Below are 24,149 nucleotides of genomic sequence, written 5' to 3'. Positions count from 1 at the left end.
AGTGGAATATATTTATGGAGTTAATCATATATTTATTGATTGGTGCAATTGCTGGATTTGCAGCAGGGCTGTTTGGCGTGGGCGGCGGCTTAATTATTGTGCCAATTTTATATATTGTGTTCACTCAACTCAATTATGACCCATCGGTGTTAATGCACATGGCGGTGGGGACATCATTGGCAACCATTATTGTAACTTCGATCAGCTCAGTTACGGCACACCATAAAAAAGGTGCGGTGATGTGGCCTGTATTTCGTAATCTTGCGCCTGGTTTAATTGTGGGTGCATTTGTTGGTGCAGGTATTGCCGATTTCCTTTCGGGGCAAGGCTTACAATTATTAATTGGCGGTTTTGCACTGTGGGTGGCTTTTAAGATGTTTAGAGGCGCAAATATTGCGGTTGATCCTTCACATCATTTGCCTTCAACTGCAAAGCAAGTCATGGCGGGCGGTGGGATTGGCATTGCCTCTGCAATTTTTGGGATTGGCGGTGGCAGTTTAACAGTGCCGTACTTAAACCGTTACGGCGTGGTCATGCAAAAAGCGGTAGCAACCTCAGCCGCTTGTGGTTTGCCAATTGCGGTGGCGGGCGCATTAGGCTTTATGTGGTTTGGTAAGCAAGCCGAAGTTGCAGTACCCAATACCATTGGTTATATCCACATTTATGCATTTATAGGCATTAGTGTGATGAGCTTTATTACTGCCAAAGTTGGTGCGAAAGTGGCACATTTGTTATCGCCAGCGATGTTGAAAAAATGTTTTGCCTGCTTGCTGACCACCGTTGGCTGTTATTTTGTATATCAGGGTATGCGAGTATTTTTCTAAGTTGAGTCGCTATTTTCTTTGTTTTAAGCCATGTAAAATTGGCTCTAGCGCCATGAAATTGTCGGACAATGTCATGGCGTTGTGATCTGTTTCGCAGTAAAAAGAAAGATGCTTGTATCGGAGCTATGCTTGCAGTCGAAGGATGATCCTGAGATGTCTTAAATGAGAGTAGCTCCGAATTTTCATCACTGCATCTTATAAAAACAAGATAGGAACAGTATGCAACAACAAGAATCAGAAAGTTTATCGGAACAAATTGCCCGACACATCGCAGAACAGATTATTAGCGGTGATTTGGTTGAAGGTGAGCGTATTCAGGAATTGCGCATCGCCAAAGAACTGGACGTGAGTCGTGGTTCGGTACGTGAAGCGCTGTTGTTATTGCAACGTACTCATCTGATTGAAATTTTTCCACGTCGTGGTGCAATTGTGTCGGAAATGTCGGCACAGCAAGTCCGAGCTTTGTTTGACAGCAGCAGTTTGTTATTGGGTTATATTGTGCAGCGTATTGCGGACACGTGGCGAATGCATGAAGCCGAAGCCTTACAACAACTTTTGCTGCAACTGGCAGAGCAATGTCGCTTGGGCAATACTGAAAAGTTTTATGATTTAATTTTTCAATATCTGGCACGGCAGCCTGATATGGTGGGAAATTTATATTTAATGAAGTTCTATCAAGAGTTATTGCCATCGTTAAGACGCAGTTACTTTTTGACCTTAAATACTTCGCGTCGGGAGTTACAAGAATCTTTTGAATTATTTAAACTGGTGAGTGATGCAATTTTAAGCAGAAAATCACAACAAGCCACTTTATTTATGGAAGATTTTTGCCGACACTTGCGCAACTTGGTGTTGGAATCTCTGACCCGTATGAAACAGATCGAGCTTGCATGGGCAAGACGTTCACGCCGTTAATTGGGACATTATGCGTTTAAGCAGTTTAAAACTTTCTGGCTTCAAATCTTTTGCCGACAGTACGACCTTACATTTTAAAGCCAACCGTACCGCTGTGGTGGGGCCGAATGGTTGTGGTAAATCCAATGTGATTGACGCCATTCGTTGGGTGATGGGCGAATCTAGTGCGCGCCAGTTGCGTGGCGGCAGTATGCAGGATGTAATTTTCACAGGAACTGCCAAACGCAAACCTGTAGGTGTAGCCAGTGTTGAACTGCGTTTTGACAATACCTATGGCAAATTGGGCGGTGCTTATAACGCCTATAATGAACTGTCGGTACGTCGGCAGGTCAACCGTGATGGTAAGTCTGAATATTTTTTAAATGGAACCAAGTGTCGTCGTCGTGACATCACCGATATTTTTCTGGGTACAGGTTTAGGCCCGCGTTCTTATGCAATTATTGAACAGGGCATGATTAATCGTTTGGTTGATGCTAAACCTGAAGAAATGCGGGTGTTTATTGAAGAAGCGGCAGGCGTGTCACGTTATCAGGCGCGTCGTCGTGAAACCATGCTGCATTTGGATCACACCACGCAGAACTTGGCGCGTTTGGAAGATATTGCTTCAGAACTAAAATCGCAATTAAAAACCTTAAAACGTCAGTCAGAAACAGCAATTCAATACAAAGCGCTTGAGAGCGAAATTCGCACCATTAAAGTCGAAGTGTTGTCTTTTCAGTGTGAACAAAGTGCACGTTTACAGCAAGAATATACCCTGAGTATGAATGAGTTAGGGGAAAGTTTTAAATTGGTGCGCTCTGAGCTGACCACTTTGGAACATGACTTAACTGCGACCAGTGAGTTGTTTCAGCGTTTGATTCAGCAATCGACACCGCTACAGCAAGAATGGCAACAGGCAGAAAAGAAACTGGCTGAACTGAAAATGACTTTGGAACAAAAACAAAGTTTGTTTCAGCAAAATACCGCGACTTTATCGCAGCTTGAACAACAAAAAGCACAAACCAAAGAGCGTTTGCAGTTGATTGAATTGCAGCTAGAGAGTTTGGTCGATCAGCAAGAAAACCAACAGGCAAATCTACAGCAGCAAGATCATTTGGCGCAGCAGCAGAGCCAGCAATTTCAGGATTTAAAAGCACAGCAACAAACCCAAGCTGCACAATATGCCCAAGTCAAAGCGCAAGTAGAACAGCAACAACAAAAGCATGTGCACATGCAGGCGCAAAGTGAGCAGTTAGCCAAAAATATCAGCCGTATTGAACAGCAAAAACAAACCCTGACACAGCAGTTTGCACAAATTCAGCCGCAAGATCAGCAAGAGAGAATGCAACAACTGCAAGACGAAAAGACCCGCTTGCAGGCTGAAATGCTAACACTAGAACAGAATATTCAAGACAGCACTCAGCAACTCGCCACGTTGCAGACCAACTATAATGAGCACAAAGCACAGTGTGCGACCTTAAAATCTGAGATTCAGATTTTGCAGTCAGAACAGAAAAACCTCAATCAATTGCTCATTAAGCAAAGTCCAAAAGCCCAAACCGATGTGGTGCAGTTGATGCAAGTATTACAACTTGCAGATGTGGCGAAACCACATGCCAATTTAATTGAAAAGTTCTTGGCTAAATGGTTATCTGCGCAGGTGGTAGAAGCAGATATTGAATTTCAGGACAGCCGCGCACGTCAGCTAAAAATTCATTTGGCTGTAGATTCAAAAACATCAAAAATACAGCTTTCGGGGTGTGAGTCGCTCAGTGACTGGATTGCTTCACCGCAAAGTAGCTTGTGGCAAAGTGTCGCAATTACAGAAAGTTTATCGCAGGCTTTGGCATTGCAAGTGCAATTACAAGCAGGGCAGTCTATCCTTAGTTTAGATGGTTATCATGTGGGAGCAGACTGGGTAATCGGGCTGTTTTATGATGAAGCGGCACAGGCAGGGCAAGGGGCATTAAGCCATCGGATTCGCTTGGATGAAATTGAACAGGCGTTGGCGTTGCAACTGCCACAATATGAGCAAGCAGAACAGCAACTGCCTGAATTGCAGCAACAGGTAAAACAGTTGCAGCAGCAATTGCAGCAACAACAGCAACAGCTCAAACAGCAACAGCAAGCCTTGCAAACGCTAGATGTGCAAATGGCGAAAGCCGAAAGTGCGGCACAGGCTTTTGCAGTACAGCAACAGCAATTACAGCATCAATTGGCACAATTAGATGAGCAGCTTGAAGAAGATGCCATGCAAAAAGATGATCTGGAAATTGATTTGCATGCTTTGGCTTTTAAACTTGAGCAAGCCTTACCGCAGTATAAAATCTTGCAATTTCAGGTCGAGCAGCTGAATGAGCAGCTGGATAGTTCACAGCAACAGTTTCAGCAGCAGCAACAAGAAGTGGATCTGTTACGTCGTCAAGCGGTACAAACTCAGCAGCAAATTGAACTGTTAGAAAAAGATGCCACTTTCTTAAAAGCACAATATCAACAAATTGTGGCGCAAATGGAACAAGCCAAAAAGTTTGTCGATCCTGTTCAGTTGGAGTTGCCTGACTTGGAAACTCAGTTTTCAGAGCAGCAGCAGCAGACTGAAAAGCTGCAAAAAACTTGGCAGGAATGGCAAGTGGAATTGAACAGTGTGCAGTCCAAACAGCAGCAACTGACCGAGCAACGGCAGCAGCAACAGCAGCAAGATGAACAATTACGTGCCAAACTCGAAGAAAAGCGCTTGGCATGGCAATCGGCAAAGTCGGACTATCAGCATTATTCTGAACAGTTAAAAGATTTAAACAGCGAGATCATCACAGGTTTGCAGATTGATGTCGCTGCGCATCAACAAAAACTGGCGAAAGCGCAGCAACAGTTTGATAAATTGGGTGCGGTCAATTTGGCGGCTTCGGAAGAATATGAAGAAGTATCTGCCCGTTTTGCAGAATTAAGCCATCAAATTGAAGACTTGGAAAATACCGTTTCGCAGTTACAGGCGGCAATGAAAAGTATTGATCAGGAAACTCGTAAACTGTTTATGAATACTTTTGATCAGGTGAATACCGAATTGCAGGAGTTGTTTCCTAAAGTCTTTAATGGCGGTGAAGCGAGTCTGAGCTTGGAAGATGACTGGCAATCTGGGGTGAAATTGATGGCGCGTCCACCAGGTAAGCGCAACAGTTCTTTGGCCTTACTTTCAGGGGGTGAAAAAGCACTGACAGCTTTGGCTTTGGTTTTTGCAATCTTCCGTTTAAACCCAGCGCCATTTTGCGTACTCGATGAAGTTGATGCACCGTTAGATGATGCTAACGTGGGGCGCTTTTGTAATTTAGTAAAAGAACTTTCTGAACAAGTGCAATTCATTTACATTACACATAATAAACTTGCTATGACGATGGCAACCGACCTCTTAGGTGTTACCATGCCTGAACCGGGAACCTCAAAATTAGTAACCGTAAATTTAGAAGAAGCCGCAGAATACGGCCTAGTCGCGGAGGCATAATATGGAAATCACCACAATCGTTGGAATTGTCATCGCTATTGTGATCATGGCGTTTGGTTTGAAAATGATTCTAAAAAAACCTGTAGATTCAGCGCCATCCTTAGATTCGGAACTGCAATTTAATGCAGAAAGCCAAAAACCGATTATTCCACGCCATGTACGTGACCAATTGCAAAGCGACGCTACGCCACCGCGTGTGGAGCCGACTTTAACGGTAGATGAAGTTACGCAAGATGCGCCTGCCAAGTCTGAACCACAGGCTTTAACGGATGATGTCGTGGCTTCTTCAAGCACAGAAACTGACAAAGTTGAACCGAGTTTGCAGGCAAATACAGAAAATTCTGAGCTTGATCCATCCACAACGATATCGAAGTCTGAAGTTGCACAAGACACGCCAAGCCCGACAGCGACAACTTCAGAATATTCATTATCGGATGAAATTCAGCAAGTGATTGTAGAAACTGAACCGAATGCGCAGACTGTCGAGCAAAACAAAGCTTCGACTGAATACAGTCTGAATCAACACATTGAAACTGCCGAAATTTCAGAATTTAATGAAGAAAGCAGCATTTTAGATTCGCATTTGCATGAACAAAAAATCATGGATGAAGAAAGTGCCTTGGCAACCGCTGAATCTTTTATCGCGCTGAATGTCTTCCCTGAACGTCGCATACTTTCGGGCGATAAAGCCTTAAAAGTCTTGATGAAATATGGTTTACGTTTCGGTGAAATGTCATGTTTCCATCGCTATAACGAAGATGGCACTAAATTATTATTTTCAGTTTTACAAATTAATGATGAAGGCGCAGATGGTTTTGATTTAGAAACTTTATCGAGCGAACAAGTTAAAGGTTTAGCGTTCTTCCTCGCTTTGCCGCACAGCGATGTGCAAAATGCCTTTGATACCATGGTCAGCATTTCAGGACTGATTGCACGTGAAATTGATGGAACGGTCTATGACCAAAACCATTTAGAGTTTACTCCACAATTACGTGAACACTGGCGTCATCAGGCGATAGATTATCGTGCTGGTCAGGCAAGTCATGTCTAGAATTGCGATCTCGTACTGGGTATAAGCTACGTCAAGTGTTTGGCAAATGAACTGAGTGCAGTAGGATAAATTGCAACTTTGCAGCCGCATTTTTATAATGTGCGCAGCAATACAAGCTGTAGCATGCGCTACATAGAAAAAATTGAAGGGCGGAACAAGACCGCCCTTTTTTATGGTGGAAAATATGTCTGTAGATTTAACCGTCGTGGCGCAAATGCGTCAATTGATTCAACTGCTTGCCAAGCACAATCATGCCTATTATGTGATGGATCAACCGACAATTGCAGACAGTGAATATGATCAGCTTTTCCATCAACTAAAAGCGTTGGAACAACAGTATCCAGATTTAGTTCAACCCGATACACCGACCAATAAAGTCGGTGGCACACCTTTGGCAAAGTTCACCACGGTTACACATGCTGTGCCAATGTTGTCTTTAGGCAATGTGTTTAATCAGGAAGAATTATTTGCCTTTGCAAGACGTGTCGAAGAGCGTTTGCCCAACCAAAATATTGAATACGATGTCGAACTCAAATTTGATGGTTTGGCGATTTCACTTTGGTATGAACATGGTGTTTTAGTGCGTGGTGTGACCCGTGGTGATGGGGAAACAGGGGAAGACATTACCCACAACGTCAAAACTATCCGCAATTTACCGAAAGTTTTGAGTGCGACAGAAACGGCTATTCCTGAATTTTTGGAAGTGCGTGGTGAAGTGTTGATGCCAAAACTTGGTTTTGAAAAACTCAATGCGGCCAATACAGCCAAAGGTGAAAAAACCTTTGCCAATCCACGCAATGCAGCAGCAGGCAGTTTGCGTCAGTTAGACCCGAATATTGCGGCTTCACGTCCTTTAGCATTCTATGCTTATGGCATTGCGCAATGTGTGCCGCCTCATGGACAAAGCACCATGTCCGACAGTTTGGCATGGTTGGGGCAGTTTGGTTTTGAAATTGGCGAACGTCATTTTGTCTGCAAGAGCATTCAAGATGTTCAGGCGGCCTATGAGCAAATTAACCTTGAGCGTCCGAATTTAAGCGTTGAAATTGATGGCATGGTGGTCAAGGTCAATGACTTGAAACAGCAACAGCAATTGGGCTTTTTAAGTCGTGAGCCGCGCTGGGCGACTGCCTATAAATTCCCTGCAGTTGCCGCTTTAACCACCATTGAAAATATTGATTGGCAAGTGGGGCGCACAGGTACGTTGACGCCTGTGGCACGTTTAAACCCCGTTGCGGTAGGTGGTGTGACGGTATCCAATGTTACTTTGCATAATATTGGTGAAATTCACCGTTTGGATGTGCGTTTAGGCGATACGGTCAGTGTTTACCGTAGTGGTGATGTGATTCCCAAAGTTGAAAAAGTCTGGCCTGAATTTCGCCTTGCCGATGCGCAAGAAGTGCATTTACCTGAACAATGCCCTGTGTGTGATTCGCCTGTGGTGATGCCTGAAGGTGAGGCTTTGGCGCGTTGTTCAGGCGGTTTGTATTGTGCGGCACAGCGTATTGAAGCGATTCGTCATTTTGTGTCACGTAAAGCCATGGATATTGAAGGTTTGGGTGATCGTTGGGTGGAGTCATTACTGCATCTGAACTTGCTACAAAATGTGGCTGATATTTATCATTTACACGAACACCGCGACACTTTGCTCGGCATTGAAAAAATGGGTGAGAAGTCGGTTCAAAACTTGATTGACTCGATTGAAAACAGCAAAAAAACTACTTTGGCTGCGTTTATTTATGCCTTGGGAATTCGTGGTGTGGGCGAAACCACCGCGCGGATGCTTGCCAATACTTTTCAGACTTTAGAGGCTTTGCGTGAAGCTGATTTAGAAGCGTTAAAGAAAACTCCAGATGTGGGAGATATTACGGCAGAATGGATTTTGGACTTTTTCCAAGCGCCGCATAATTTAGAAGTGTTGGATCGTTTATTAGCTGCAGGCATTCATTGGGATGCTCCGATTGCACCGACACGTCAGCCTTTGAATGGTGAAAGTTGGGTGATTACAGGGACGTTGAGCCAAATGGGACGCGATGAAGCGACTCAGTTGTTGCAGGCTTTGGGTGCACGGGTGAGTGGTAGTGTTTCGGGTAAAACCAAATGTGTCGTGGCGGGTGAGAAAGCTGGCTCAAAGCTGGAAAAAGCCGAGAAGTTGGGTGTGCAGGTCATGAATGAAGCTGAGTTTATTCAGCTGATGCAGGAATATGGTGTGCTTGAATAAGCATCATCCTACATTTTATCCACTAATAGGTACAAAGGCACTTCAACGATGAAGTGCCTTGGTTTTTACTGAGAGAAGTCGAAGGTTTAACGTTTCTTCACAATGCCATCATCAATGAGTTGCTGAAAATGTTCGACTAGACTGGTTTCAATATTGCGGTAGTGCATACCCAATTCACGCTGACTTTTTTCCGCATTAAAATAAATTGGGTAGCCCATATTCAGTTCCACAAATTTACGGGAAAAACCAAGTAGAGGGCCAAAGGCTTTAAAGGCAAATTTAGGTAACTGATTGCGTGGGAAAGGGTATTTACGTCCAAAGTGCTGCGCTAAAATTTTGCCCATTTCCAATAAGCTGAGTGTGCCACCGCTAATAATATAGCGACCTTCAGCAGCAGGGTTGAATGCGGCCTGAATGTGAGCATCGGCAACATCACGCACATCGACAATGCCATTCCACATAGCAGGGACACCTGCCAAGGTCATACCGTTGGCAAACTGCAATAACACTTCCACGCTGCCCGATTGGGTGTTTTTGGTCAACGATGGGCCAAGCACCAAAGCAGGGTTGATACAGACCAAATCCCAGCGGTTTTGTGCCTTTGCGATTTCCCAAGCTTTGCGTTCAGCTGCCACTTTTGAATAAGGATAAGGCTGATGCTCAGGGCTACTGCTAGTATTCCAGTGACTTTCATCAAAGCGATTATTGGCCGTATTTAAAATATCAATCGCATCGCCATAGGTTGCAGCAATACTTGAAGTCACCACTACACGCTTTACCGATGCAGTACGATTAACGCTGTTTAACACATTTTCAGTGCCAATTACGGCAGGCTCAATAATGTCTTTGATGGCATCTTTATAATTGGTGACCACAAAAGGCGAGGCCATGTGCAGCACGATTTCACAACCTTGCATGGCGGGATCAAAAGCACCTTCTTCAAGTAAGTTGGCTTGGAATAATTGTAAGTTGCCTGTGCTTTTTGCCGCGATATCAGTCAGATGTTGAAAACTGTGGGTTTTTTTCAGATCACGCACCGTCGCGTGTACGGTATGTCCTTGTTCAAGCAGGTTTTTAATGACCCAACTGGCAATATAGCCTGTTGCGCCTGTGACTAAAATGGGTGCAGATGTATTTAGATTTGTCATTATTTTAAGAAAGTGATGGAACTCGTGATTATCATAAAGCAGCTGGGTTTTAAAATCCGCTTTTTAGGCGTTTTTTACGATACTTGAGCGTCAAAGTATGGTTTCTTTCAATATTTACAAAATGATGCAAAATCATTGTATTGTCATTTTTAAAGCTAAGTTTTGCCAAGCAGTTGTTTTATATATGGGAATTTTTAAGTTATATTGCAAATGCGTATGTTTCTCATTTTAATTTTATAAAAATCATGGGTTTACAATAATTAACTTTTGCAATTTTGCCTGAATGTGTCCATAATGACTGGATTAAGAAAGGGAGTACAGCAAATGCGTGGCAATCCAGAAGTCGTAGACTATTTAAATATGTTGATTGGTGGCGAACTGGCTGCTCGCGATCAATACCTGATTCATTCGCGTATGTATGAAGATTGGGGTTTAAGCAAAATTTTTGAGCGCATTGACCATGAAATGCAGGAAGAAGCGCAGCATGCCGATGCTTTAATTCGTCGTGTATTGTTCCTTGAAGGCACTCCAAATATGCAGCGCGATGACATCGACGTGGGTGAAGATGTGGTGTCTTGCTTAAAAGCCGATTTAAAACTGGAATACGAAGTACGTGAAAAATTGGCGCAAGGCGTAAAATTGTGTGAAGAAAAAGGCGATTATGTCAGCCGTGATATGTTGCGTCAGCAAATGACCGACACAGAAGAAGATCATACGTACTGGTTGGAAAAACAATTACGTTTAATTGAATTGATTGGTTTACAAAACTACATTCAATCGCAAATGTAATCTGATCAAAGCAAAATAGACCAAAACCCGATTTATGATAAGTCGGGTTTTTTTATAGATCGGTTTTTATAGATTGGCTTTTTTATATCAATTGGTTTTTTTAAGGATGTATCTTGGTGCTTTGCAGATGTCGATTGAGCCGATTCAGTATTATACTGAGGTGATTTTCTAACTTGAGAGCAAGCCACGTGCAACAACAGATTTTATTGATTACAGGCTGGGGCGGTGGTACTGCACTCTTAAATCCGTTACAGCAAGCCTTAACTGCACAAGGTTTTCGGGTTGAGCTCATCAATATTTTTAACGCTACTGATGCTCAAGTCATGCAGCAACAGGTTGAATTTGCACGTCAGTTTGATGTAATTATGGGCTGGTCACTGGGTGGGCAATTGGCAACGCTACTGGTCGATGCGATTGCCAGCCAATATGCAGGATATAAAACCTTAATTACCATTGCATCCAATCCGTGTTTTGTTGCACAAGCCGATTGGGATACCGCTATGCCACAAGCCACGTTTGCCCAGTTTAAACAATCTTTTGCACAAGACCCAATTCTGACCCTAAAGCGTTTTGGTTTTATGGTGTGTCAGGGTGTCACTAGTAGTAAAACCGACCTATTACAATTACAAAGTTTGGTTCAGCCACAGCCGCAATCTTTGCTTCAACACGGTTTGGATTTATTGGAAAACTTAAACTTGGTGACTAAGCTTAAAAATTATACAGGTCTGCAGTATCATCTTTTTGCCGAGCATGATGTTTTAGTTGATTGCAAAGTTGCAGCTAAACTGCAAAATTTAGCTGCAAAGTTTTTAAGCGTAGATGTTTTGCAAGGCTCGCATGGGCTGCCATTGTTCCATGCCGATGAGTTGACTAGCAAAATCTGCCAATATTTACAGAAAAACCCGCCAACAGGTCCATAAGTGACAAATCTCGCAATTTATTTTATCTGTAGACAGGTTTAAGATTTAGCACATCAAGTTTTTTACAAGATCAAGGATGATGGTGGGATGACAGAACAGATGGATTTGGCTTTTGATCGTGAACATCTTTGGCATCCTTACACCTCTATGACTCAGCCCTTAACAACCTTTAAGGTTAAGCGGGCATTTGGCAGCACCATTGAACTTGAAGATGGTCGCCAGTTGATTGATGGCATGTCATCGTGGTGGTGTGCGATTCATGGCTACAACCATCCTAAACTGAACCGTGCTGTGACCGAGCAACTCGACAGTATGGCGCATATCATGTTTGGTGGATTGACCCATCGTCCTGCTATTGAGTTAGGGCGTTTGCTGCTCGAAATTACCCCACCGAGTTTAGATAAAATTTTTTATGCAGATTCAGGTTCAGTTGCTGTTGAAGTGGCGCTGAAAATGGCGGTGCAATACTGGACAGCACAAGGCAAAACCGAGAAAACCAATTTTATTACCACCCGTTCTGGCTATCATGGCGATACATGGAATGCCATGTCGGTCTGTGATCCTGTCACAGGGATGCATCAGGTTTTTGGCTCAAGTTTGGCGCGTCGTTATTTTGTATCTGCACCGAAAACAGCCTTTGATCAAGAATGGAATCCTGCTGATATTGCAGAATTGGCGCAAAGTTTGGCAGAGCATCATCAGCAGGTTGCTGCCATGATTATTGAGCCGATTGTGCAAGGTGCAGGCGGCATGCGCTTTTATCATCCTGAATATTTGCGTCAAGCCAAATTGCTCTGTGAACAATATGATGTGTTGTTAATTTTTGATGAAATTGCCACAGGTTTTGGGCGTACAGGCAAGTTGTTTGCATGGGAACATGCACAGGTCGAACCCGATATTATGTGTATCGGCAAAGGGCTGACAGGCGGTTATATGACCTTGTCTGCCACATTGACCACGAAGCATGTTGCAGAAACGATTTCGCAAGGTGAGGCAGGTGTGTTTATGCATGGCCCGACCTTTATGGCAAATCCACTGGCCTGCGCGGTTGCAGTAAAAAGTACCCAATTATTATTAGAACAAGACTGGCAAGCCAATATTCAACGTATACAACAGCAACTTGAACAGCATTTAACACCATTGGCTAATTTGGCATGGGTGCAGGATGTGCGAGTTTTAGGTGCAATTGGTGTGGTAGAACTTAAACATGCTGTCGATATGCAAAGCCTGCAACAAGAATTTGTGCAACGCGGTATTTGGGTGCGTCCATTTGGTAAATTGGTTTATGTGATGCCGCCGTATGTGATTACAGCAGCAGAACTAAATACTTTATTGCAGCAATTGGCTGAGGTGGTGACAGGTATGCAAGGAGCGAGCGCATGAGTTTACTCGATCACTATGCAGAACAGCTTGATCAGCTTCGCCAACAGGGCAATTTTCGTCAATTTCGCAGCAATCAGCAGCAAGGTAAAACAATTGAAATTCAGCAACAGCAGATGCTGAATTTATCTTCCAATGATTATTTGGGTTTAGCCTCTGATTTGCGCTTACGTGAACAGTTTTTTGATGAAACGCCCAATGCACAGCGTTTAATGAGTGCATCTTCATCACGTTTGCTGACTGGAAATTTCCCTGCCTATGAACAGCTTGAAGCCACATTAACGCAATTATTTCATGGGCGAGCTGCCTTGCTGTTTAATAGCGGCTATCACATGAATATTGGTATTTTACCTGCATTGGCAGATGCGAAAACCCTAATTTTGGCCGATAAACTGGTACATGCCAGCATGATTGACGGCATTCGTTTGTCATCTGCAAAATATTTGCGTTATCGGCATAATGATTTGGCACATTTGCAGCAATTGCTGACGCAATATCATGCCGATGATAATTATGAACGCATTATTGTGGTGACTGAATCCATTTTTAGTATGGATGGTGATGAAACTGATTTAGCCGCATTGGTCGCGCTGAAACAGCATTTTGCCAAAGTCATGTTATATGTCGATGAAGCACATGCGATTGGCGTACGTGGGCAGCAAGGTTTAGGTTGTGCCGAACAATATGGCGTGATTGATGCCATTGATTTTCTGGTTGGGACGTTTGGCAAAGCCGTTGCTTCAGTTGGGGGATATTTGATCTGTGATCCGATTATCCGTGATTACCTAATTAATCGGATGCGCCCGCTAATTTTTAGTACCGCACAGCCACCTATTTGTATGGCGTGGACGCAGTTTATGCTGAATCAGATTGTGCACATGCAGGCACAGCGTCAGCATTTGGCGGCCTTGAGCCAATCTATACAGCAGGGGATTCAGGCCAAAGGTTTTGCTTGCCCATCAACTTCGCAAATTGTACCTGTGATTATTGGCGACTCTACTGCAACTGTAAGCAAAGCCCGACAGTTACAGACTGCAGGTTTTTATGTGATGCCTGTACGTCCACCGACTGTGCCGCAAGGCAGTTCAAGACTGCGGATTTGTTTAAATACGCAATTTGAAACGGCAGATTTAACACAGTTACTGGATTTGCTTTGAGTGTGCGTATGCGTATAGATAAGGCACAAGTGGCACAGCGTTTTGCCCGCGCTCATCAGAGTTATAAAACGCATGCCGTGGTACAGCAGCAAATTTGTCAGCAGTTAATGGCAAAAATGCAGCAATATATTGTGCAGCAAAAGTTGTCAGATCAACCTCAGCCTTGCTTTGAAAACGTCTTGGAAATCGGCTGTGGTTCAGGGAATTTAACCGACTTGCTACTGCGTGAATTTCAAATTCAACAGCTGACTTTAAATGATTTATATGCCGAAGTGTTGCATGCGTATCTGCATCATCCTCAAACAACTAGTACGCAAATTCATGGCTTAATTGGCGATATAGAACAGCTCGATTTTCCGCAGTCTTTGGATTTAATTTGTTCGAGTTCGGCTTTGCAATGGGTGGAAGATTTTGGAGCATTATTGCGCAAGGCGAATCAAGCGTTAAAGCCGCAAGGGTATTTGTGCTTTTCGACGTTTGGCCCTCAAAACTTGACTGAAATTAAGCAATTAACAGGTCAAGGCTTACATTATTTGAGTATGGATGCGTTACAACAACAGCTTAAACAGCAGGGCTTTGAAGTATTACACTGTTCAGAGCAGCTTGAATCATTAAGTTTTGAACATCCCAAACAGATTTTGCAGCATTTAAAAGCCACAGGTGTCACGGGTACAGCACAAGGGCAGCGTTGGAACAAAACGACTTTAACCGAATTTTATCGGGGCTATGAACAGTTTAGTCAGCAGCATAGCTCACAGCAAAAAAGTTATACGCTCACGTATCATCCTATTTATTGTCTTGCACGGAGAATGCCATGACAGCTCAAGTTTATTTTGTGAGTGGTATTGATACAGGGATTGGTAAAACCTATGCCACAGGTTATTTGGCCAAGACCATGAATGGACAGGGTATTCAGACTATTACCCAAAAATTGATTCAAACAGGCAATCAAGACGTTTCAGAAGATATTGAGCAGCATCGTAAAATTATGGGCAGTGAATGGTTGCCTGAAGATGATGACAAGCTCACCATGCCTGAAATTTTTAGTTATCCTGCTTCACCGCATTTGGCTACACAAATTGATGGTCGTGAGATTGATTTTGCTAAAATTGAGGCTGCAACTGCGCAATTGGCGGCAAAGTATGATGCGGTATTATTGGAAGGTGCAGGCGGGCTCATGGTGCCGCTGACCACAGACCTGCTCACCATCGACTATATTGAGCAAAAACAGTATCCTGTTATTTTGGTGAGTTCTGGTCGTTTGGGCAGTATTAACCACACTTTGCTCAGTTTGGAAGCTTTAAAAACACGTGGTTTGAATTTGCATGCATTGGCATATAATTTGAACGATGAATCACAAGACCCTTTAATTTCGCAGGATACTGCCAAATATTTAAAAAATTATTTGGCAAAAAGCTTTCCAAAGGCACAGTGGATTGAAATTCCTGTATTGCCGAATATCTAATCCTTATTATTTTTTTCCAACAAATTTGCCCAATAAAAAAGCCACACATTCATGTGTGGCTTTTTATCAATTTGGCATATTTCAGCTTTTAGAATTTTTTAAAGCTTTTATTGCCAAACGGTTTGCGTGGTGCATTTTCGTCACGGCGTTCACGGTTGCCGTAGCTGTTGCCATCCTGACGTGGTTCACGGTTGCTGTAGCTGTTACCATCCTGACGTGGTTCGCGGTTGCCATAGCTGTTACCGTCTTGGCGACGCTCACGGTTGCCATAGCTATTGCCGTCTTGGCGACGTTCGCGGTTGCCATAGCTGTTACCATCTTGACGACGCTCACGGTTGCCGTAACTGTTACCGTCCTGACGACGTTCACGCGGTGCAAAACCTGTGTTTTGTGCAGCTTCTTCGGTGTCACGACGTTGCTGACGCAAGAAACCACCACGACGTGCTGCCAACGGTTTTTCCTGCATACGCTCATTGCGACGTTTTGCCATGCCGTACAAACCTGTGCCTTGACGTGGTTTTAACTCAACCGCTTTGGCAAGGTTATCGATGTCATTTTTATCCAATTCCATCCAGCGACCTGTACGTAATTCACGCGGTAAAATTACCGTGCCGTAACGGGTACGCAATAGACGGCTGACTTTCAGACCTTGTGATTCAAAAATACGACGAACTTCGCGGTTACGACCTTCTTTTACCACCACTTGATACCAGCGGTTAATACCATCACCGCCAATTTCAGAGAAAGATTCAAACTTGGCAGGGCCATCATCTAGCACTACGCCGCGCAGCATGTTGTTTTTCAGTTGTGGTGTCACTTCACCCATCACACGAACTGCATATTCACGTTCAATTTCGTTCGATGGGTGCATTAAACGGTTGGCTAATTCACCATCGTTGGTGAATAGCAATAAACCTGTCGAGTTAATGTCCAGACGACCAACCATTACCCAACGATCATTGGCAATTGCAGGCAGGTTATCAAATACAGTTGGGCGCTGTTCTGGGTCGTTGCGTGAGCAAATTTCGCCTTCTGGTTTGTAGTAAATCAGAACACGACGACGAATTTCATCTTCAATTTGGAACTGAACTTTACGACCATCGATGCGAAGCTCATCACCTGGTTCGATACGTTCACCCACTTGGGCAACTTGGCCGTTGACACTCACACGACCAGCGGCAATGACTTCTTCCATATAACGGCGAGAACCCAAGCCTACTCGTGCGAGTACCTTTTGCAACTTTTCACTCATGACAGCATAACCTTAGAAATGATCATCAACAGTTTACCTATTCAAGACACAGACGCAGATGCATCGAGTGCCATGAAAGCTTCCTTGGCATCCTGTAGGGGAGGCAATTGACTTAAGGAATTCAAGCCAAACGCATTTAAAAATTGAGGCGTTGTAACCAACAACGCAGGTCTTCCTGGGAGTTCTCGGAAACCTGATTCTTTAATCCAGTTCCAATCAAACAATGTGCGTAAAATTTGACTATTGTTTGATACTCCGCGAATTTGTTCAATATCTGCTCGGGTCACAGGTTGGTGGTAGGCAATCACCGCCAGTATTTCTAGCAGTGAGGGCGAAAGTCGGGTCGGACGTTCAGGCCACACCTGTGTAATAATTGTACGATACTTTGCCCGCACCTGAAAACGGAAACCTTGTGCGGTTTCGATCAGTTCAATCGAGCGACCATGTTGTAACATGGCCAATTGTTGTAAAAACTGGCGTAATTGCGCTTTGCTATATTTATCTTGAAAAGCTTCTTTCAGACGCGCTAAAGACACAGCACTGTCACTGGCAAAAATAATTGCTTCGAGTTGCATCAGCACTTCATGCTGTTGTTCGCCTTCAGACAAGCTAGAAATCATGGGTTCTGGATTCATGCCTGCGCCCCTTGAATGCTCAATGGTGTTTCAATCCCACTGCTGATAATGCACACTTTTTGCTGGCGAGTCAGTTCTAAAATCGCCATAAAGGTCACAACCATGCCCATGCGTCCCTGACTTGGTTTTAGCAACGCATCAAAACTCAGTACTTCACCCGATGCGAGTTTGGCTTCAATAAATGCAATCCGTTCTTCAAGTAAAACAGGTTCTTGCAAAATTTGATGGGTGACAGGTTCAGGACGATTAAAAATGCAGAACAAGGCATCACGTAATTGATCGGCTGCATAGCCGACATTATTGACTGCGGTATGCCCTAAGCTAACATTGGTAGCAAAAGTATCGCGTTCTAAAACAGGCATTTGCCCCAAGCGTTCAGCTGCTTGTTTGACTCTTAAATAGGTTTCTAAACGGTCAATCAGCTCTTGTTTTGGGTCTTTTTCAATGCTGCTGATACTGGCAGGTTTAGGCAACAATAGGCGGGATTTTAAATCGGCCAGTAATGCCGCCATCACCATATAATCGGCAGTCAGTTCAATATTTAGCGATTTCATGGCATTCATATACGACAAATATTGCGATGCAATCGGGGCAATATCTAACTGAAGTAAATCGAAGCCATTTTTTTGAATCAGGTAAATTAAAAAGTCGAGTGGTCCTTCGAAATGCTCTAACAGAATTTCAAATGCTGCAGGAGGAATATACAAATCCTCAGGAATCGACTCTTGCCACTCATCTAACACACGAATGTGTTGGGCAGGTTCCATCGCATTGTGGAGGGATTGATTCATTACAGTGTTGGGCCACGCGAATTTTCAAAAGCATGCAAATGCTATTTCCGCTTCAGATAAGAAGGAGATGGAGAAATAGCTCAGAATTAATAGCGGCTAGTCTAAAGGATATCGTGATTGAAATAAATCTGTTCTACGACCAAATATCAAAAAAAGCCTAAAATAAATCGGGATTGAGGGAGATTTAAGGCAAGTTGTAAAAATTAACTCATTCAATCTTTAAGTATTTATTTCTGTTTATTCTGTAATGCGTATTCAATCATTGCCATGCAGCTATCTTGCAGGCAAAGATTACGGCTTTCTGATTGTGCCAAAAGTGCTTTGCATAATGCTGCATCTAAAAAATAAGTATAAGTAGCGGGAGGTTCAGGCATTGTTGCTGTGAATGCAGTTTTGGAACATACGATTGCATCGGACTCTAATGTCCAAGGATGTTGCACATAAATGTGCATCTCATCCGAGAACTGCTGCAAATTTAACAATACCTGAAATAAAGTCATCGGTTTAATTCATGCAAGCAAGGCTTTTAAACTGCCGTGCTGTCAATCACTTTGAAGGTAGTGAATGCTTATTCAAAAGCACTCACATCTCCCACACCACGACGCACAATTTGCGGGTTGTCGCCCGATAAATCAATAATACTGGTGGTGCTAAGTGTGCCTAAGCCACCATCAATCAGTACATCAATACGTTTGTTGAGTTGTAGATCAATCTCGTATGGATCATCTAAAGGGTCTTCTTGCCCCGGTAAAATCAGGGTGCTGGTCAGTAAAGGTTCGCCTAATTCTTTAAGCAGCATGCGACAAATGGGGTTGCTTGGAATACGCAAACCAATGGTTTTTTTATTGGGATGCATCAAGCGACGCGGAACTTCACTGGTCGCAGGTAAAATAAATGTGGTGACCGCAGGCGTATTGTTTTTCAGCAGACGATACATGGCATTGTCCACTTTGGCGTAGGTGGCAATATCCGATAAATCGGCACAAATAATGGCGTATTGGTGTTTTGCACCTAAACCACGAATTTGTGAAATGCGCTCCATCGCGTTTTTATTACCAATTTGGCAACCAATCGCATAAGCAGCATCGGTTGGATAGACCACCACATCGCCTGCGCGTATGCGTTCAACCGCTTGGCTGATTAGACGCGGCTGTGGATTTTCAGGATGTACTCTTAAATGCAACATATGAATTCCTCAGTAGCGTAAATGTGACGTTAGGCTCATTATGAAAGGGGATTGATGTCAGTTGCAATCATTGCCTTGTGCTTTATTACATTTAATCCAAATTTTTTCGTTCAAACTCTGCAATTTGTAATGTTTTGCCACCTCGGGTGCAGTAACAAATACATTCAATAAAGCGTTTTGCATCGCGTGGTAATTTGGCTTCTCCGTTAAAATAACGCTGCACTTGGGCAAAGACATTGTCTTTAAATGTGCGGCCATCTCCACCTTCACCGGTCAGGTTATCTAAAGATACACGGAATTTTCGTCCAAACGCTTGAGCAAACAGCCATTCAATGGCTTGAGGTTTAATTTCAACCTGTTCAAATAAGGCTTGTTGTTCCTGAGTACGACCATCGGGAGCATACCAATAGCCTAAGTCTGGCAGTAAACGTCGTTGTTCGCCCGCGATGCTCCAATGGCTAATTTCATGTAAAGCGCTATTAAAGAAACCATGTGCAAATTGAATACGTGCAGGCTGTGTTGCCGTGGCAGGAAAGTACTCAGGTTCAAAATCACCTTTGACCAAGTTCACATTTAGGTGGGAAAACCAGTGATTAAAGTGTAAGATGAGCCAGTCCACCTGTTCCGTTTCTGTATTGAGTTTTGCCCAGTCCGAGAGTTGCACTTGGGGGTGCGAAGTGTCAGAATTGGTGGTTGGAAGTGTGCTCACAAGTGATGAAAAATTCACTTCTGTTTGCGGCTGCAACAGATGCATGACTGTGTTACCCAAAATTGGTCTGTCTAAATAAGTACAAAATTGTATCTTAATCTTTGACAGAGTACTGATGAATTTGTAGAATTGCCGCCTTAATTATGTCAGCAAATACCTTTCCGGCACAGATTGAGCCGTTTAAATGGGCTGAACAGGGCTTTACATGGTCAGGTAACCTGCCATTGTCTCGCTTTGCTCGTATCGCCCGTGAAGCTGTTGGATCAATTGATGATCAATTGGTTAACATAGACTGTAAGCTATCAATGGATGCGTATCATCGCATTGTATGGCTAGATGGTCATATTGAAACGAGAGTTCCAATGGAATGCCAACGCTGCTTGGGTTCTGTAGAAATAGACCTCGTTTCAGATTTTCATCTAGCTCTTGTGGATGATGAGTCACTGATAGAGCGCTTGGATGAGGATGCTGATTTCATTGTATTAGGTGAAAGTGAAGCCACCACCAAAGGCGATTATGATTCGCCTGCGACGGCTAATTTACTGTCACTTATAGAAGATGAATTGTTATTGTTGTTGCCTTTATCTCCTAAGCATGACGCTTGCGAGCATAAGCATCAACCTGCCATTCAGAACATTGCCGAAGAAAAACGTGATAATCCGTTTGATGTTTTGGCAAGTTTGAAAGGTAAACTTAACTGAAAATTATGTTATAATTTTTAGTTAAGACAACTCAATTTGTTCTGATCCATTTTTTCGATCTTTGTAAGGAGCCATCATGGCCGTTCAGCAAAACCGTAAAAGTCGCTCTCGCCGTGACATGCGCCGTTCACATGACGCTTTAACCGAGAATGCATTAACTGTAGACCAAGCTACTGGTGAAACTCATCGTCGTCACCACGTAACTAAAGATGGTTTCTACCGTGGTCGTCAATTATTCGCTAAAGCAGATGCTGAATAATTGGTGATGTATTAAGCGTCAAGCTTAGTAGAAAAAATGGGAGCGTAAGCTCCCTTTTTTTGTGCCCGATTTTTGTTGTATTTGGCAATTACTAAAAACAAAATTAAGTGTTAAATTTCCGCTCCATAACTGAGCTTACATGAGAAGGTGTGGGTTGTAGCTGCAAAAAACTACAATTTGCGCATCTTAATTAAAGGATTTTTTATGTCTGCTAAACGACTCGAGCAAGCAGCTCAAGCCACTAAAACTGCATTTGTCTTTCCTGGTCAAGGCTCACAAAAAGCCGGTATGTTGGCTGAGCTTGCAGAACAGTTTAGCGGTGTGCGCGAAACATTTGCAGAAGCCTCTGAAGCGATTGGCTTTGACTTATGGCACATTGCACAAAGTGGTGAAGGTTTAGACCAAACAGAATTTACTCAGCCTGTATTACTCACTGCAAGTATCGCTTTATGGCGTGTGTGGTTAGAGTTGGGTGGTGTTGCACCAAAATATTTGGCAGGACACTCATTGGGCGAATACAGCGCATTAGTAGCTGCAGGCAGCTTGAGCTTGGGCGATGCCGTTAAACTGGTAAACTTGCGCGGCAAATTAATGCAAAACGCTGTGCCACAAGGTCAGGGCGCAATGGCTGCCATTTTAGGCCTTGAAGATGCCAAAGTGCTTGAGCTATGTGAACAAGTGAATGTGCAAGGTCGTGGCTCGGTAGAAGCAGCCAACTACAATGCACAAGGGCAAGTGGTTATTGCAGGCGATAAAACTTTAGTCGAAGCAGTAATGGCATTGGCCAAAGAAAATGGCGGTAAAGCCATTGCCCTGCCTGTATCTGTACCTTCGCACTGTTCATTGATGAAACCTGCGGCAGAACAGTTTGCACAAGCTTTGGAACAAACTGCCATTGAGCTACCGCGTATTCCTGTAATACAAAATGTCAACGCTGGAATCGCGGCAGATGTTGCGCAATTAGGTCAGGCACTTACTGCGCAATTGTATCAATCGGTGCAGTGGACACAAACTATGCAATATCTACAAGATCAAGGTATTGAATATATCGTGGAATGTGGGCCAGGCAACGTATTGGCGAATCTTGCGAAGCGTTTACCGAATATCGAAAAAGCATTCCCACTCGACACACAAAGTCGTATGGAAGATGCGCTAAATGCCATTTTGGTGGCAGAAGGGAAAATTGCATGACACAAGAACGTAAAGTTGCATTAGTCACAGGTGCAAGCCGAGGGATTGGTGCAGCCATCGCTCAGCAACTTATTCAAGACGGTTTTTTTGTGGTAGGTACTGCCACTTCTGAAGCGGGCGCAGAAAAATTATCGGCAAGTTTTGCAGAAAACGGTGCAGGTAAAGTTTTAGATGTTCGTGATGGTGCTGCCATTGATGCCTTAGTTTCTGACATTGAACAAAGCTATGGTTCAGTTTTGGTATTGGTCAACAATGCGGGTATCACCAAAGATAATTTGTTACTGCGTATGTCAGAAGATGATTGGGATGACATTCTCAACATTCACTTAAAGGCAGTTTACCGTTTATCTAAACGTGTCTTGAAAGGCATGACCAAAGCACGTTTTGGACGCATTATTAATATTAGTTCTGTGGTGGCACATTTTGCGAACCCAGGACAAGCCAACTATTCTGCGGCAAAAGCCGGTATTGAAGCATTCAGCCGAAGCCTTGCCAAAGAAATGGGCAGTCGTCAAATTACAGTAAACTCGGTTGCGCCGGGCTTTATTGCAACTGAAATGACAGATCAGTTAAGTGAAGAAATTCGCAAAAAAATGAGTGAGCAAGTGGCATTAAACCGTTTAGGTGATCCACAAGATATCGCAAATGCAGTGAGTTTCTTGGCTTCTGACAAAGCTGGTTACATCACTGGTACAGTGTTACACGTAAATGGTGGTTTATACATGAGCTAAGCTCAAGTATAAACTTTCAAAATTTTATAGATTCAATTAAACTAACGGCATTAAAAACGCCACAAGCAATGAGGAGAATTCCTGTGAGCGATATCGAACAACGCGTTAAACAAGCGGTTGCAGAACAACTTGGTCTTAAAGCTGAAGAAATCAAAAACGAAGCATCTTTTATGGATGACTTAGGTGCTGACTCTTTAGACTTAGTAGAGCTTGTAATGTCTTTCGAAAACGATTTTGACATCACAATCCCAGACGAAGATTCTAACGAAATCACAACAGTTCAATCAGCAATTGACTACGTAACTAAAAAACTTGGTTAATTGTTGATTTCAGCTCTGCTGAAATGAAAGCCACCGCAAGGTGGCTTTTTTATGTGCTGGAGTTTTAAAATGAAACATGAAAAACGGCTTGTTTTTGAATATGTGATGCAGTTTACATTTTGTTACCAAGCTAATGTCTAATCACAACCGAAGTGGCTTATTTTTTAGTTATAAATAAATGAGAACATCGTGCTCATGCAAATGAGTGACGCTTTATAACAGCAGAAAAGAAAATAGGAGCACCTCATGGGTCTTTTTGATTTTGTAAAAGGGATTGGTAAGAAAAATACAGCACCTGCAGAGCCACAAGCTGCACCAAGCACACCTGCAGAACCATCAGCACAAGAAATTGCCAATAAACTTTTGGGGCATGTGAAAAGTTTAGGCTTACCTGTGACAGGTTTATCGGTGAGTTATAACGCAACTACTGACTTAGCGACAGTGCGTGGACAGGTCAACAGTCAGGCAGACCGTGAAAAAATTATTCTTGCAGTGGGTAATATTGACCATGTTGCACAAGTAGATGATCAACTCACAGTTGCAACCCCAGAACCAGAAAGCAAGTTCTATACAGTAAAATCAGGCGATACCTTATCTAAAATTTCTAAAGAATTTTATGGGGATGCCAACCAATACAACAAAATCTTTGAAGCTAACCGTCCATTATTGAAAAATGCCGATGACATTTTCCCTGGTCAAGTGTTGCGTATTCCAGCTTAAATGTGAGCAGCCTGAATAAAAAAGGCGCGTGATGCGCCTTTTTTTATTTTATTTTTTGTCATTTTTGGGGGGTTAGATTATTGTCCTATTCTCATAATGAATAAAAGAAGTAAAAAAACGGCTTTGTTTTATAAATATTTTGTAAGATGACGATTTTTAAAGGTTTGTAGAAATTTTAAAAACGCAGATTCAAATCCCAAGTGCAACACATTTGTAGTTAGTTGAAAAAGTTAGGTGTATTCATAGAATCATTAGACTTTTTCAACTCGCAATTGGAAAGCACACAATGAAGAAATACACCCAACTTTC

Annotated in this window: 23 protein-coding genes and 1 pseudogene; 17 read left to right on the top strand and 7 right to left on the bottom strand. The window is 43.1% G+C overall.

The window, feature by feature from the left end:
- The first annotated feature begins 14 nt into the window (after nucleotides 1-14).
- The 5 genes from FTV52_RS08235 to ligA all read left to right on the top strand — a co-directional run bounded on the left by FTV52_RS08235 (nucleotide 15) and on the right by ligA (nucleotide 8,486).
- Nucleotides 15-824 (top strand): sulfite exporter TauE/SafE family protein, encoded by an 810-nt coding sequence (locus FTV52_RS08235; RefSeq protein WP_004972366.1) that lies wholly within the window; start codon nucleotides 15-17, stop codon nucleotides 822-824.
- Between the two features lie 219 nt (nucleotides 825-1,043).
- Complete coding sequence (locus FTV52_RS08230; protein ID WP_004972365.1) at nucleotides 1,044-1,739, top strand: GntR family transcriptional regulator; 696 nt, start codon at nucleotides 1,044-1,046, stop codon at nucleotides 1,737-1,739.
- Nucleotides 1,740-1,749: 10 nt separating this feature from the next.
- Nucleotides 1,750-5,214, top strand: coding sequence for a chromosome segregation protein SMC (smc, locus tag FTV52_RS08225; protein WP_179990534.1), 3,465 nt, complete (start codon nucleotides 1,750-1,752; stop codon nucleotides 5,212-5,214).
- Nucleotide 5,215: 1 nt separating this feature from the next.
- Nucleotides 5,216-6,265 (top strand): cell division protein ZipA C-terminal FtsZ-binding domain-containing protein, encoded by a 1,050-nt coding sequence (locus FTV52_RS08220; protein ID WP_179988528.1) that lies wholly within the window; start codon nucleotides 5,216-5,218, stop codon nucleotides 6,263-6,265.
- A 184-nt stretch (nucleotides 6,266-6,449) separates the two neighbouring features.
- On the top strand, nucleotides 6,450-8,486 hold the full coding sequence (ligA, locus tag FTV52_RS08215; RefSeq protein ID WP_004972359.1) for an NAD-dependent DNA ligase LigA: 2,037 nt from the start codon (nucleotides 6,450-6,452) through the stop codon (nucleotides 8,484-8,486).
- 86 nt (nucleotides 8,487-8,572) lie between these two features.
- Here ligA and FTV52_RS08210 read toward each other — a convergent pair whose 3' ends face one another.
- The gene (locus FTV52_RS08210; RefSeq protein WP_136144292.1) at nucleotides 8,573-9,634 is read right to left on the bottom strand and encodes an aldehyde reductase; all 1,062 of its coding nucleotides are present in this window, start codon (nucleotides 9,632-9,634) and stop codon (nucleotides 8,573-8,575) included.
- Between the two features lie 324 nt (nucleotides 9,635-9,958).
- Here FTV52_RS08210 and bfr point away from each other — a divergent pair, with 324 nt between their 5' ends.
- The 6 genes from bfr to bioD all read left to right on the top strand — a co-directional run bounded on the left by bfr (nucleotide 9,959) and on the right by bioD (nucleotide 15,345).
- Complete coding sequence (gene bfr, locus FTV52_RS08205) at nucleotides 9,959-10,423, top strand: bacterioferritin (protein WP_004972356.1); 465 nt, start codon at nucleotides 9,959-9,961, stop codon at nucleotides 10,421-10,423.
- Nucleotides 10,424-10,611: 188 nt separating this feature from the next.
- On the top strand, nucleotides 10,612-11,343 hold the full coding sequence (locus tag FTV52_RS08200) for a hydrolase (RefSeq protein ID WP_179990532.1): 732 nt from the start codon (nucleotides 10,612-10,614) through the stop codon (nucleotides 11,341-11,343).
- Nucleotides 11,344-11,442: 99 nt separating this feature from the next.
- Nucleotides 11,443-12,726, top strand: a complete 1,284-nt coding sequence (bioA, locus tag FTV52_RS08195) for an adenosylmethionine--8-amino-7-oxononanoate transaminase (protein ID WP_179990564.1) — start codon at nucleotides 11,443-11,445, stop codon at nucleotides 12,724-12,726.
- Nucleotides 12,723-13,880: an 8-amino-7-oxononanoate synthase gene (locus tag FTV52_RS08190; RefSeq protein WP_004972348.1), complete on the top strand. Its 1,158-nt coding sequence runs from the start codon at nucleotides 12,723-12,725 to the stop codon at nucleotides 13,878-13,880. The genes bioA and FTV52_RS08190 overlap by 4 nt, the downstream gene beginning before the upstream one ends.
- Before the next feature lie 8 nt (nucleotides 13,881-13,888).
- Nucleotides 13,889-14,698, top strand: coding sequence for a malonyl-ACP O-methyltransferase BioC (gene bioC, locus FTV52_RS08185; RefSeq protein ID WP_179988531.1), 810 nt, complete (start codon nucleotides 13,889-13,891; stop codon nucleotides 14,696-14,698).
- The gene (gene bioD, locus FTV52_RS08180) at nucleotides 14,695-15,345 is read left to right on the top strand and encodes a dethiobiotin synthase (protein ID WP_179990530.1); all 651 of its coding nucleotides are present in this window, start codon (nucleotides 14,695-14,697) and stop codon (nucleotides 15,343-15,345) included. Before bioC ends, bioD begins: the two co-directional genes overlap by 4 nt.
- 331 nt (nucleotides 15,346-15,676) lie before the next feature.
- Here bioD and rluB read toward each other — a convergent pair.
- The 6 genes and pseudogenes from rluB to FTV52_RS08150 all read right to left on the bottom strand — a co-directional run.
- Nucleotides 15,677-16,597: pseudogene (gene rluB / locus FTV52_RS08175) on the bottom strand (23S rRNA pseudouridine(2605) synthase RluB); the annotation flags it as partial.
- Between the two features lie 41 nt (nucleotides 16,598-16,638).
- Entirely contained in the window at nucleotides 16,639-17,232 is a 594-nt protein-coding gene (gene scpB / locus FTV52_RS08170; RefSeq protein ID WP_154320996.1) for an SMC-Scp complex subunit ScpB, read from the bottom strand.
- Nucleotides 17,229-18,023, bottom strand: coding sequence for a ScpA family protein (locus FTV52_RS08165; RefSeq protein ID WP_179990527.1), 795 nt, complete (start codon nucleotides 18,021-18,023; stop codon nucleotides 17,229-17,231). The genes scpB and FTV52_RS08165 overlap by 4 nt, the downstream gene beginning before the upstream one ends.
- A gap of 227 nt (nucleotides 18,024-18,250) precedes the next feature.
- Nucleotides 18,251-18,523, bottom strand: coding sequence for a hypothetical protein (locus tag FTV52_RS08160; protein ID WP_096902074.1), 273 nt, complete (start codon nucleotides 18,521-18,523; stop codon nucleotides 18,251-18,253).
- Nucleotides 18,524-18,591: 68 nt separating this feature from the next.
- Nucleotides 18,592-19,209 carry an L-threonylcarbamoyladenylate synthase gene (locus tag FTV52_RS08155; RefSeq protein ID WP_004972336.1) on the bottom strand — a complete coding sequence of 206 codons (618 nt, stop codon included), beginning with the start codon at nucleotides 19,207-19,209 and terminating at the stop codon, nucleotides 18,592-18,594.
- Between the two features lie 91 nt (nucleotides 19,210-19,300).
- Nucleotides 19,301-19,963, bottom strand: coding sequence for an elongation factor P hydroxylase (locus FTV52_RS08150; RefSeq protein ID WP_096902070.1), 663 nt, complete (start codon nucleotides 19,961-19,963; stop codon nucleotides 19,301-19,303).
- A gap of 98 nt (nucleotides 19,964-20,061) precedes the next feature.
- Between FTV52_RS08150 and FTV52_RS08145 the strand changes: the two genes are divergently transcribed.
- The 6 genes from FTV52_RS08145 to lysM all read left to right on the top strand — a co-directional run bounded on the left by FTV52_RS08145 (nucleotide 20,062) and on the right by lysM (nucleotide 23,840).
- Nucleotides 20,062-20,619, top strand: coding sequence for a DUF177 domain-containing protein (locus tag FTV52_RS08145; protein WP_131260705.1), 558 nt, complete (start codon nucleotides 20,062-20,064; stop codon nucleotides 20,617-20,619).
- Nucleotides 20,620-20,695: 76 nt separating this feature from the next.
- Nucleotides 20,696-20,878 (top strand): 50S ribosomal protein L32, encoded by a 183-nt coding sequence (rpmF, locus tag FTV52_RS08140; RefSeq protein WP_004972331.1) that lies wholly within the window; start codon nucleotides 20,696-20,698, stop codon nucleotides 20,876-20,878.
- A gap of 204 nt (nucleotides 20,879-21,082) precedes the next feature.
- Nucleotides 21,083-22,069, top strand: coding sequence for an ACP S-malonyltransferase (fabD, locus tag FTV52_RS08135; RefSeq protein ID WP_096902067.1), 987 nt, complete (start codon nucleotides 21,083-21,085; stop codon nucleotides 22,067-22,069).
- Nucleotides 22,066-22,800 (top strand): 3-oxoacyl-ACP reductase FabG, encoded by a 735-nt coding sequence (fabG, locus tag FTV52_RS08130; RefSeq protein WP_019837736.1) that lies wholly within the window; start codon nucleotides 22,066-22,068, stop codon nucleotides 22,798-22,800. The genes fabD and fabG overlap by 4 nt, the downstream gene beginning before the upstream one ends.
- An 83-nt stretch (nucleotides 22,801-22,883) precedes the next feature.
- A complete protein-coding gene (gene acpP / locus FTV52_RS08125) occupies nucleotides 22,884-23,120 on the top strand; it encodes an acyl carrier protein (RefSeq protein WP_001279871.1) in 237 nt (78 codons plus the stop codon).
- Between the two features lie 246 nt (nucleotides 23,121-23,366).
- Nucleotides 23,367-23,840 (top strand): peptidoglycan-binding protein LysM, encoded by a 474-nt coding sequence (lysM, locus tag FTV52_RS08120; protein ID WP_004972325.1) that lies wholly within the window; start codon nucleotides 23,367-23,369, stop codon nucleotides 23,838-23,840.
- The last annotated feature ends 309 nt before the right edge of the window (nucleotides 23,841-24,149 follow it).

This window comes from Acinetobacter sp. YH1901141, assembly GCF_013416935.1.
Classification (GTDB): Bacteria; Pseudomonadota; Gammaproteobacteria; order Pseudomonadales; family Moraxellaceae; genus Acinetobacter; species Acinetobacter towneri.
Note: the sequence above shows the minus strand (reverse complement) of the source record. Positions and strands in the feature narration are given on the sequence as shown.